This is a genomic window from Halarchaeum acidiphilum MH1-52-1 (genome assembly GCF_000474235.1).
GTDB classification, from domain to species: Archaea; Halobacteriota; Halobacteria; order Halobacteriales; family Halobacteriaceae; genus Halarchaeum; species Halarchaeum acidiphilum.
The window spans coordinates 1-10,243 of sequence record NZ_BATA01000083.1 but is presented as its reverse complement, the minus strand read 5'-3'; the positions used below and the strand labels follow the sequence as shown (position 1 = coordinate 10,243).

10 protein-coding genes, 1 tRNA gene and 1 pseudogene are annotated in these 10,243 nt (G+C 69.1%); 7 read left to right on the top strand and 5 right to left on the bottom strand.

Annotation, left to right across the window (positions count from 1 at the left end):
• Window positions 1-2: 2 nt before the first annotated feature.
• A complete protein-coding gene (locus AOZ13_RS11980) occupies window positions 3-482 on the bottom strand; it encodes a 50S ribosomal protein L11 (RefSeq protein ID WP_020221346.1) in 480 nt (159 codons plus the stop codon).
• A gap of 72 nt (window positions 483-554) precedes the next feature.
• Window positions 555-755, bottom strand: coding sequence for a VNG_1110C family protein (locus AOZ13_RS11975; RefSeq protein WP_020221347.1), 201 nt, complete (start codon window positions 753-755; stop codon window positions 555-557).
• Window positions 756-873: 118 nt separating this feature from the next.
• Here AOZ13_RS11975 and AOZ13_RS11970 point away from each other — a divergent pair, with 118 nt between their 5' ends.
• From AOZ13_RS11970 to AOZ13_RS11960, 3 genes are read left to right on the top strand one after another with little or no spacing between them, the layout of a single operon-like run.
• The gene (locus AOZ13_RS11970) at window positions 874-1,989 is read left to right on the top strand and encodes an OBG GTPase family GTP-binding protein (protein WP_020221348.1); all 1,116 of its coding nucleotides are present in this window, start codon (window positions 874-876) and stop codon (window positions 1,987-1,989) included.
• Between the two features lie 56 nt (window positions 1,990-2,045).
• On the top strand, window positions 2,046-2,528 hold the full coding sequence (locus AOZ13_RS11965) for a hypothetical protein (RefSeq protein WP_021780693.1): 483 nt from the start codon (window positions 2,046-2,048) through the stop codon (window positions 2,526-2,528).
• A gap of 45 nt (window positions 2,529-2,573) precedes the next feature.
• A complete protein-coding gene (locus AOZ13_RS11960; RefSeq protein WP_020221350.1) occupies window positions 2,574-3,359 on the top strand; it encodes a VOC family protein in 786 nt (261 codons plus the stop codon).
• On the opposite strand, the gene AOZ13_RS11955 is transcribed toward AOZ13_RS11960, so the two are convergent.
• Both AOZ13_RS11955 and dph5 read right to left on the bottom strand, forming a co-directional pair.
• Window positions 3,356-3,652, bottom strand: coding sequence for a PadR family transcriptional regulator (locus AOZ13_RS11955; protein ID WP_020221351.1), 297 nt, complete (start codon window positions 3,650-3,652; stop codon window positions 3,356-3,358). The two genes, AOZ13_RS11960 and AOZ13_RS11955, sit on opposite strands and share 4 nt — an antisense overlap.
• Before the next feature lie 98 nt (window positions 3,653-3,750).
• A complete protein-coding gene (dph5, locus tag AOZ13_RS11950) occupies window positions 3,751-4,566 on the bottom strand; it encodes a diphthine synthase (RefSeq protein ID WP_049934108.1) in 816 nt (271 codons plus the stop codon).
• 124 nt (window positions 4,567-4,690) lie between these two features.
• On the opposite strand from dph5, the pseudogene AOZ13_RS11945 reads away from it, so the two are divergent.
• Window positions 4,691-5,721 (top strand): annotated as a pseudogene (locus AOZ13_RS11945) (class I SAM-dependent methyltransferase).
• 93 nt (window positions 5,722-5,814) lie between these two features.
• A tRNA-Thr gene (locus AOZ13_RS11940) sits at window positions 5,815-5,887 on the top strand.
• Window positions 5,888-6,047: 160 nt separating this feature from the next.
• On the opposite strand, the gene AOZ13_RS11935 is transcribed toward AOZ13_RS11940, so the two are convergent.
• Window positions 6,048-6,698 carry a nitroreductase family protein gene (locus AOZ13_RS11935; protein ID WP_020221352.1) on the bottom strand — a complete coding sequence of 217 codons (651 nt, stop codon included), beginning with the start codon at window positions 6,696-6,698 and terminating at the stop codon, window positions 6,048-6,050.
• A gap of 141 nt (window positions 6,699-6,839) precedes the next feature.
• Between AOZ13_RS11935 and AOZ13_RS11930 the strand changes: the two genes are divergently transcribed.
• Window positions 6,840-8,423 (top strand): acetolactate synthase large subunit, encoded by a 1,584-nt coding sequence (locus AOZ13_RS11930; protein ID WP_020221353.1) that lies wholly within the window; start codon window positions 6,840-6,842, stop codon window positions 8,421-8,423.
• A 130-nt stretch (window positions 8,424-8,553) separates the two neighbouring features.
• The gene (locus AOZ13_RS11925) at window positions 8,554-9,948 is read left to right on the top strand and encodes an NAD-dependent succinate-semialdehyde dehydrogenase (protein ID WP_020221354.1); all 1,395 of its coding nucleotides are present in this window, start codon (window positions 8,554-8,556) and stop codon (window positions 9,946-9,948) included.
• The last annotated feature ends 295 nt before the right edge of the window (window positions 9,949-10,243 follow it).

Below are 10,243 nucleotides of genomic sequence, written 5' to 3'. Positions count from 1 at the left end.
GCTTACGCTTCCGCGAGAACGTCGTCGTACTCGCCGTCGTCGACCTTCGCCTTGAAGCTGCGCGCGTCGTCGCCCTCGATGGTGACGCCGAGGGTGACGCAGGTGCCCGCGACTTCCTTCGCGGCGTTCTTCGCGTCGTACGCGAGCAGGTCGGACTGCTTCTGCTCGGCGATGGACTTCAGCTGCTCGATGGAGAGGTCCGCGACGAAGTCCTCTTGGGGCTCACCAGAGCCGGTCTCGAAGCCGGCCTCGTCCTTGATGAGTTCCGCCGTCGGCGGGACACCGACGTCGATGGAGAAGGATCCGTCCTCCTCGTACTCGACGGTGACGGGGACCTCCGTGCCGTCGAAGGCCGCGGTCTGGTCGTTGATCTCCTCGACGACCGCCTGCACGTCGACGGGCGTGGGACCGAGTTCCGGACCGAGGGGCGGGCCGGGGTTGGCCTGCCCGCCGGGGACGAGCACTTCGATGGTATCAGCCATGGGTGGACGAAATCGCGCGGCGGATTTAAACCGTTCGAAAGCTCGCGACGGACGTCGGTCCGAATCGCGCCCTCACGGGAGACTGACGCCCTGCCGGGCGAGGTAGTCGCCCGCCGCGCGGATCTCGACCGGGCTTCCGATGACCCTGATGACGCCGTCGCGCTCGAACAGCGTCACGGTGAACTGCTCGTCCAGCGGGGGGTCGATCCCGGCGAGCGCGTCCGCCCGGAGGACGATCTGCGTGCTATCGCGGTACGTCGACGGATCCCCCATACCCCCGTACTCGCGTGAGAACTGACATTAATGTGTCGAAGATCGTGAGCGTTCGGGTCGTCGCGACCGCGACGGCCGGACGAAAGTGCTTTCCGACGAGACGGCCCACTCACGGACGATGGGACTGGAGGCGGAGATCGAGGAACTCGAAGAGGAGATCGCGAACACTCCGTACAACAAGTCCACGGAAGCGCATATCGGCCGGCTGAAGGCGAAGCTCGCGGAGAAAAAGGAGAAGCTCGAAGCCCAGCAGGCCGGCTCCGGCGGCGGTGGCGGTTACTCCGTCAAACAGCAGGGCGACGCGACCGTCGCGCTCGTCGGCTTCCCCTCCGTCGGCAAGTCCACGCTCGTGAACGCCCTCACGAACGCCGACAGCGAGGTCGGCGCCTACGAGTTCACCACCCTCGACGTCAACCCCGGAATGCTCAAGTATCGCGGCGCGGACATCCAGATCCTCGACGTCCCCGGGCTGATCGAGGGAGCGGCGGGCGGGCGCGGCGGCGGGCGCGAGGTCCTCTCCGTCATCCGCTCGACGGACCTCGTCGTCTTCATGCTCTCCGCCTTCGAGATCGATCAGTACGATCGGCTCTACAAGGAGCTCTACGACAACAAGATCCGCCTCGACACGGAGCCGCCCCACGTCCGCATCTCGAAGAAGATCAAGGGGGGCATCGACGTGAACACCTCCGGCGACCTCGAACTCGATCACGACACCGTCCGGCAGGTTCTGCGCGAGCAGGGGTACGTGAACGCGGACGTCACCATCCGCGGCGATCCGGACGTCGACGAACTCGTCGACGGCGTCCTCGACAACCGCGTCTACCTCCCCTCGCTCGCCGTCGTCAACAAGACCGACCTCATCGAACCCTCCTACGTCGACACGGTGAAGGCCGACCTCCGCGAGCGCGACATCGACCCCGACGAGGACGCCGTCTTCATCAGCGCGTACGAGGAGAAGGGTCTCGACGCGCTGAAGGAGCGACTCTGGGACGACCTCGAACTCATTCGAATCTACATGGACAAGCCGGGCCGCGGCGTCGACTACGAGGAGCCGCTCATCCTCCGGCGCGGCGAGACGGTCGACGACGCCCTCGATCGGCTCGGCGGCGACATGGACGAGCGCTTCCGATTCGCGCGCGTCACCGGCCCGTCGGCGAAACACGACGACCAGCAGGTCGGACGCGACCACGTCCTCGAGGACGAGGACGTCCTCCGCCTTATCGTCCGGCGGTAGCGGCGGGCGACCTGCCGACCGAAAGACCCTCGGCGCGCCCGCGCGAGGGCTTCACCATGCCCCGGCGCCGCGTCGTCCGTCGCCTCCTCGTGCTCCTCCTCGTCGGGCTTCCCCCGTGGACGGTCATTCGGTGGACGAACCCCGGCGGCTCCGTCGGCTACGACTCCTATTTCGCGTACGGTCTCGGGACGCTGTTCGGTCCCCTCGGCCGGCACTTCACGCTCCTCCCGACCTACCTCGATCACGCGGTCGTGACGACCTACTGGCAGCAGGCGTGGCCGACCGGGGCGTTCCTCTACGCGTGCGCGCTCGCGAGCGTCGCGCTCGGGCTGATCGGCCGCGAGGACCGCCGCGTCACCGCGGGCCTGCTCGGTATGGCCGGCGCCGCGGAGCTGCTGCACGCCGTCGGACTCGTCCACCACAATCCCCGTCTCCTCGTCCTCCCGATCGGCACGGTGCTCCTCTGGGGCGTCGCGCTCGCCCGCTACCGCGACGCCCTGCGACGGCTCGTCTTCGTCAGCCCGAAAGCGCCGAATTGAGCCGACGCCGGTACGCTTAACGCGCGCGCGGTCCACGACCCGGATATGAGCGAGAGCGACTACGTGCTCGATCACGTCATGATGCGCGTCGGCGACCTCGAGGCCTCACTCGACTGGTACCAGACCCACCTCGACTACGTCGAGTACGGCCGCTGGGAGGCCGAGACGTTCACGAACGTCTATCTCGGTCCCGAGGACCGAGGGGAGGAGGACGCCGTCATCGAACTCACGTACAATCACGACACGAGCGAGTACGATATGGGCGACGCGTGGGGCCACATCGCCGTCCGCGTCGAGGACGTCGCAGCGGCCTACGAGGAGCTGATGGACGCGGGCGTCGAGGACTACCGCGATCCCGAGTCCTGCGGGGGCGACTACGCCTTCGTGACGGATCCCGACGGCCACGAGGTCGAGATCGTCGAGCGCGACCACGGCCAGAAGTGGAGCCTCGATCACACGATGATCCGCGTCGAGGACGCCGACGAGGCGCTCGGCTACTGGACGCGGAAGTTCGAGTACGAACCGAACGGCCGCTGGGAGTCCGATACGTTCGCGAACTACTTCATGAAGCCCGCGGGGGCGAGCGAGCGCGCGATGACCGTCGAACTCACCTACAACTACGACGGTCGCACCTACGAGAACGCCGACGGCTGGGGCCACCTCGCGGTCCGGGCGGGCGATCTCGGAGACGCGTGGGAGGAACTGATGGAGCGCGAGGCCGAGGACTACCGCGATCCCGAGTCCTGCGATTGGAACTACGCGTTCACGAAGGATCAGGACGGTCACGAGATCGAGGTCGTCACGCCGGACACCGACGTGATGGACGACTAGCTTCCTTCGTCGAGCGGCGCCGGACCCGCGTGCTCGGCGACCCAGTGTCGCTGTTTTTCGAGCCACCGGCGGCCATCCTCGGTCAGGATGTAGGCGTTCGTCCGGCCGTCCGCGCGGCGTTTCTCGACGAGTCCGCGCTCGCAGAGCGAGTCGAGGTGGTGGTAGAGCTGCTCGCTCCGGAGCTCGTCGCCGTGATACGCCTCCAGTTCCCGTTTGATGTCCTGCCCGCACGGCTCGCCGAAGTCGGCGACCAGTATGAGCATCTCACGTTGCAGGGCGTGGAGCGTCCGCATCGCGCGACAGTTTCGAGCGATCCGTTATCAACTTATTGTGATTGTGATCCGAACGGAGTCTCGCGTGCGCGGACGCCCACGCTCCGGACGTCTCCCGCTCAGGCGCGGTTCCCGTCCACGAGGTCGGCGGGCGCGTCGGCCAGCCCGCGGAGGGCGTCCGCCTCGACGTGATGGAGGTCGCCGGGAACGATCAGCATGTGGAGCGGGTCGCCGAACTCTCCGTCCGCGAGCGCGCCGAGTCGGTCCGCGCGCACGAGCGAGTCGGGGCTGCCGGCGCGCGCGACGACGACGCCGAGGGCGTCCGGGTCCCACGCCTCCGCGAGCAGGCCCGCCGCGTAGTCGGCGCTCATGTACGCCTCGAAGTCGGGATCGGGACCCGCGGGACCGCGTCCGACCTTGATGTCGAGGTAGCAGAGCGTGTGCAGGCCCCGCTCGCGGTTGTCCTCGATGGTGTCGATCGCGGAGTCCGGAACGACGTCCGCGCCGTGCGCCCACTCGAAGGGGAGCGTCGTCGCCTTCCCGAAGCGGTAGTTCTGGAGACCGGTGAGCGACGACGCCGCGGACTCCGCCGTCGGGGCGTGGATCACGCGCGTCTCGATGCCGCGCTCGTGCGCGCGCAGTCGGAGGTCGACGTGCGTCGTCGAGATCATCGTATCGCCCGCGGTGAGGAAGACCGCGTCGCCCGACGCGGCGGCATCGAGGATCGGCTCGGGATCCTGCTCGACGCCCGCGCGGTCGCGCACGTCGATCTCGACGCCGTGAGAGGCTTCGAGATCGGCGACGTCCGCGCCGACGAGGTGGCTGGTGTAGAACTCCGCGAACACCGCGCCGTCGTCCGCGTCCGCGATGGCGTCCCGGCCAGCGACGGTGACGGAGCGCTCGTCGTAGAGACCGAGACCGGCGAAGGTGAGCATACGTCGAGTCGGGAACCGGCGCGGATACGGGTTTCGCTGCGCGCGGCCGACCGCCGTCGCCGATCGGCGCACTCGCGGCCCGTCGGAACGCCAGCGGTAAGGCCGCTCGTCACCCAGTTCGCGTATGCACGCGCCCTGCGTCCGCGTCCCGACCGAGGAGGGCGAAGCGACGCGCCGCCGCCTCGCCGACGCCGACCTCGTCGCCGAGTCCCTCGATATCGTCGTCGAGGACGGTGCACTCTACGTCCCCGTCACCGATCCCGACGCCGTCCCGGAGGAGTACGAGATCGTCGAGCGCGACGTCCCCGAGCGCGAGACGCCGACGACGCCCGCGGACATACTGGGCTTCGAACCGTCGTACGGGCGCCTCGGCGACGTCGTCATCCTCGACGAGGACGACCGCGCGCGCGCCGCGCGGATCGCCGACGCCATCGTGGAGTCGAACGTCCGCGCGGAGACGGTCGTGAACCGCGCCTCGAAGGTGAAGGGCGAGACCCGTGTTCGCGACTGGGACGTGCTCGTGGGGGAGAGTACCGAAACCGTTCACCGCGAGTACGGCTGCGAGTTCGCGCTCGACATCGCCGAAGTCTACTTCTCGCCGCGCCTCGCCACGGAGCGCCACCGCGTCGTCCAACAGGTCGAGGCGGGCGAGCGCGCCTTCGACATGTTCGCGGGCGTCGGCCCGTACGCGATCCCGATGGCGAAAGCCGGCGCGGAGGTCGTCGCGACCGACATCAACGAGGCCGCCATCGACTACCTCCGGGAGAACGCCGAGCGCAACGACGTGACGGATCGGATCACCGCCACTGCGGGGACGTGCGAAACCTCGTCTCGGGCACGTCACGGGCGGAGCGAAGTGACGGAGTCCGAGATCTCGCCGCGGACTACGAGGGGTGGGCCGAGCGCCTCGTGATGAACCTCCCGCACACCGCGAACGAGTTCCTCGACGCCGCGGTCCGCCTCGCTGGCGACGAGTGCGTGCTCCACTACTACGACATCCAGCACGAGTCGGAGCGGTACGCGCCCGGCGAGGCCGCGATCCGCGCCGCCGCCGAACCCGCGTACGACGTGACGGTCGAGACGCGCCACACCGTCCGCTCGTACGCGCCCCACGAGTACAACGTCTGTCTCGACGTCGGACTGACCCGACGGTGAGATCGAGGACCGTCCCGCCGCCGATTCGCAAGTCTTATTTCTTCGATGCGGCTACGAAGGAGTGAGTACGAGCGCCCGACGCGGGCGACGTGCGCCGGAGTAGCTCAGCTGGCAGAGCGATTCCTTCGTAAGGAATAGGTCGAGGGTTCAAATCCCTCCTCCGGCTCTTCTCACTCTACTACGCCCCGAAGCGGCGCGGTTCGTCGATTCCACGTCCAATACCAAAAGCGCGACGAGGCGGTGGCGGTCGCAGGGAAGTCGCGGGCCGTGCGCGCGCGGCGGACGCGGACGACCGACTCGCGACGCTCTGCGCTGATTCCGGGCCGTCAGTAGTCGTCGACGTGGAGGACGTCGTCGACGGAGCGGCGCGGGAGGCGCTCGGGTTCGTCGCCGCCGCTCTCGCCGAGGGCGATGAGGACGACGGGGATCAGGTCGTCGGGGAGTCCGAGGAACTCGTCGACGCCCTCGAAGTCGAAGCCGGTCATCGGCGTGGCCTTCAGCCCGCGGGCGTGCGCGGAGAGGAGGAAGTTCTCGGCGGCGAGGCTGGCGTTTCGGACGGCGAACTCGCGATCGGCGTCGTCGTCCTCGGCCTGCGCGATGCGGTCGGCGGCGTCCTCCTCGCTGATGCGGCCGGCCTCCGCCCACTCGTTGTAGACGCGCTCGGCGGTGCGCTCGGCGTCGGTGTGGCCGACGACGACGACGCCCGTGCCGGCGTCGCGGAGGTGCTCCTGACCGTACGCGAGGTCGACGAGGTCGTCGAGGCGCTCCTCGTCGCGGACGGCGACGAACTCCCACGGCTGGAGGTTGAACGCGGAGGGCGCGAGCGTCGCGTCGCGGACGATCTCGCGCAGCGTCTCCTCTGCCACGTCGCCGTCGGGATCGAAGTTGTGCCCGGAGCGCCGAGTGCGGATGGCCTCGACGGCGTCGGGGTACTGGGCGTCCGGTGCGGTGTCGGCGTCGAACGTCTGCTCCGTCATGGACGATCGTACGCGAACGGCGTATATCGAACGCATGGAACCCGACGTTCGTGCCGGTTTGGTAATCGTACACGATCAACGGTCCCAGCGGGCGGTGCGCCGGCCCCGCGAACTATGGATCCCGGGGCCGAAGACCGACACATGCAGGCCGCAGAACTCTTGGTGGAGTGTCTGGAGCGCGAGGGGGTCGAGCACGTCTTCGGGCTGCCGGGCGAGGAGACGGAGGACCTCCTCTTCGCGCTCCGGGACTCGACGGTGGACTTCGTCCCGTGTCGCCACGAGCAGGGTGCGGCGTTCATGGCGAACGTCCACGGCCGCCTGACGGGCGAGGCGGGCGTCTGTCTCTCGACGCTCGGACCGGGCGCGACGAACCTCATGACGGGCGTCGCGGACGCGAACCTCGATAAGGCGCCCGTCGTCGCGCTGAGTGCGCAGGGTGGTCTCGAACGTCTCCACAAGGAGAGCCACCAAGCGCTCGACATCGTCGGGATGTTCGAACCGATCACGAAGTGGAACACCCGGATCTCGGATCCGGAAATCGTCCACGAGTCGGTGCGCAAGGCGTTCAAGCTCGCCGAGCACGAGAAGCCGGGCGCGACGCACCTCGAACTGCCGGAGGACGTCGCCGCGGAGGAGACGGACGCTGCTCCCCTCTCGACGGGATCCGTCCGGCGGCCCGACCCGGACGTCCAGTCCGTCGAGCGCGTCCTCGACCTCCTCGACGGCGCGGAGCACCCGCTCGTCATCGCGGGCAACGGCGCGGTGCGGACGCGCGCGGCGCGCGAACTGCGGAGCTTCGTCGCCGAAGCGGACGTCCCCGTCGTCTCGACGTACATGGGGAAGGGCGCAGTGAGCGACGCGGACCCCCACTCGCTGATGACGCTCGATTCGGGCGACGACGCGGAGGCCTCGGCGGCCATCGAGTCCGCCGACCTCGTGCTCACGGTCGGGTACGACATCGCGGAGCACGACCCCGCGGGGTGGAACCCGAGCGCGGAGACGACGATCGTCCACGTCGACTCGGAGCCCGCGGAGGTGTACGAGCACTATAACCCCGACATCGAGGTCGTCGCCGATCCGGGCGCGACGCTGCGCGCGCTCACGTCCGCCTGCTCGGACATCGACGCGGCGTACGACGACGCGTGGTACGCCGACCTCCGCGACGACATCGCGAGCGACGTCTCCGAGCGCGGTTCGGGCGACGATGACGTGACGGTGCGCGCGGCCCTCCCCTCCCTCCGCGACGCCCTCGCGGACGACGACGTGCTCGTCTCCGACGTCGGCAATCACAAGATGGCGATCGCGCAGAACTACCCGACGTACGAGCCGAACACGTGCATCATTTCGAACGGTCTCGCGTCGATGGGGATCGCGGTGCCGGGCGCGCTCGCCGCCGACCTCGCCGTGGACGAGTCCGTGGTCGCGGTGACGGGCGACGGCGGCTTCCTGATGAACGCCGCGGAACTGGAGACGGCGAACCGCCTCGGCTGCGGGTTCACCGTCGTGCTCTTCGTCGACGACGACTACGGACTCATCAGCGAGAAGCAGGAGGCGGATCGCGGCGAACACTTCGGCACCGAACTCGACAACCCCGAGTTCGGCGCGTTCTGCGAGAGCTTCGGCGTCGAGCACTACCGACCGGAGGGATGGGACGCCATCGACGAGGCGTTCGCGGACGCGACCGGGAGCGACGACCTGTCCGTCGTCGAAGTGCGACTCGACTAGGGTGCGGTCGCGACCGGTTCGCGGACCGTGGGGGCACTTCCGGCGCGTGGTGCGACTCGATTAGGGTGCGGTCGAGGCGCGCCCCCGCCCGACCCGTAGCTACAACTATCGGGCGGCCGTGTCCCCACACATGGAACGCGTGAACCCGGCGACGGGCGAGGCGCTCGACCCGATCGAGGCGGACGACGAGGCGGCCGTCGAGGCCGCGCTCGCGACGGCCGACGAAGCGTTCGAGTCGTGGCGCGACGTGCCGCTCGCGGAGCGCGAGGAACTGCTCGCGAGCGCGGCCGACGTCCTCCGGGAGAACGAGGCGGAGTACGCGGAGCTGATGACGGCGGAGATGGGCAAGCCGCTCGCCGCGGCGCGCTCGGAGGTACAGAAGTGCGCGTGGGTGTGCGACTACTACGCCGAGCACGCGGGCGAACACCTGCAGGACGAGCGCGTCGGCGCCGAGCCGGGCGTGGACTCCTTCGTCGCCTACGAGCCGCTCGGGCCGATCCTCGCCGTGATGCCGTGGAACTTCCCGTTCTGGCAGGTGTTCCGCTTCGCCGCACCGCACCTCACCTCGGGGAACGTCGGCCTGCTGAAGCACGCCTCGAACGTGCCCGGCTGCGCCGAGGCCATCGAGGAGGTCTTCCGCGAAGCCGGCTACCCCGAGGGGGTCTTCCAGACGCTGCTCGTCGGCTCCGACGCCGTCGACGGCATCGTCGAGGACGACCGCCTCAAGGCCGTGACGCTCACCGGGAGCGAGTACGCCGGACGCGCGGTCGCGGAGACCGCGGGCGCCGAACTGAAGAAGACCGTCCTCGAACTCGGCGGGAGCGACCCGTTCGTCGTCCTCGACGACGCGGACGTCGCGGCCGCGGCCGCGACCGGCGCGCGCGCCCGCACCATCAACTCCGGGCAGTCCTGCATCGCCGCGAAGCGCTTCATCGTCCACGAGGACGTCTCCGACGAGTTCGTCGAGGCGTTCGTCGCGGAGATGGAGGCGCTCGACGTCGGCGACCCGCACGAGGACGTCGACCTCGGCCCGCAGGCCCGCGCGGACCTCATGGAGGACTTGCACGAGCAGGTCGAGCGGAGCGTCGAGGCCGGCGCGACGGTCGAACTCGGCGGTGAGCCGCTCGACCGCGACGGCTTCTTCTACCCGCCGACGGTGCTGACGGACGTCCCGCGCGACGCGGCGGTCGCCGAGGAGGAGGTCTTCGGTCCCGTCGCGCCGATCTTCGAGGTCGCTGACGAGACCGAGGCGATCGCGCTCGCGAACGACACCGATCTCGGTCTCGGTGGTTCGGTCTGGACGGAGGACCGCGAGCGCGGGACGCGTCTCGCCCGCGAGATCGAGAGCGGCGCGGTGTTCGTGAACGAACTCACGAAGTCGGATCCGCGCCTGCCGTTCGGCGGGATCGGCGACTCCGGGTACGGGCGCGAACTCGGGAAGATGGGCATCCACGAGTTCGTGAACCGCAAGACCGTCTGGGTGCAGGATGCCGAGATGCCCGAGGACGAACCCGCTGGGGAGTAACGGGGTTCCGGCAGGGATCTCGGAGAAGCGAGCGGCGTGAGCCGCGAGTGGCGCGGTTTCGGACGGCTGGTGTGAACTACCGTCCGCGATGGTCCCCCGTGGGTTGATCGTTGCTAGGTGCCGTCCCGAGCGATGGGGGCGCCTCGACGGCGTCGCCGCGTGCTATGGACTCCTCCGGAACCCGCCGTTTCGGACTGCCGCGTGGTCCCTGTGTCGATGGTCCCCCACACACCACTGCTGCAAGTGTTTCGCGGTGATGGTGGGGGTGTCAATGGCGGTGGCGGCGGCGGTCGCG

Coding starts and splice junctions, on each gene's coding strand:
- AOZ13_RS11980 (WP_020221346.1), bottom strand. CDS start 482: ATGGCTGATACCATCGAAGTGCTCGTCCCCGGCGGGCAGGCCAACCCC.
- AOZ13_RS11925 (WP_020221354.1), top strand. CDS start 8,554: ATGGAACGCGTGAACCCGGCGACGGGCGAGGCGCTCGACCCGATCGAG.
- AOZ13_RS11975 (WP_020221347.1), bottom strand. CDS start 755: ATGGGGGATCCGTCGACGTACCGCGATAGCACGCAGATCGTCCTCCGG.
- dph5 (WP_049934108.1), bottom strand. CDS start 4,566: ATGCTCACCTTCGCCGGTCTCGGTCTCTACGACGAGCGCTCCGTCACC.
- AOZ13_RS11960 (WP_020221350.1), top strand. CDS start 2,574: ATGAGCGAGAGCGACTACGTGCTCGATCACGTCATGATGCGCGTCGGC.
- AOZ13_RS11970 (WP_020221348.1), top strand. CDS start 874: ATGGGACTGGAGGCGGAGATCGAGGAACTCGAAGAGGAGATCGCGAAC.
- AOZ13_RS11930 (WP_020221353.1), top strand. CDS start 6,840: ATGCAGGCCGCAGAACTCTTGGTGGAGTGTCTGGAGCGCGAGGGGGTC.
- AOZ13_RS11955 (WP_020221351.1), bottom strand. CDS start 3,652: ATGCGGACGCTCCACGCCCTGCAACGTGAGATGCTCATACTGGTCGCC.
- AOZ13_RS11935 (WP_020221352.1), bottom strand. CDS start 6,698: ATGACGGAGCAGACGTTCGACGCCGACACCGCACCGGACGCCCAGTAC.
- AOZ13_RS11965 (WP_021780693.1), top strand. CDS start 2,046: ATGCCCCGGCGCCGCGTCGTCCGTCGCCTCCTCGTGCTCCTCCTCGTC.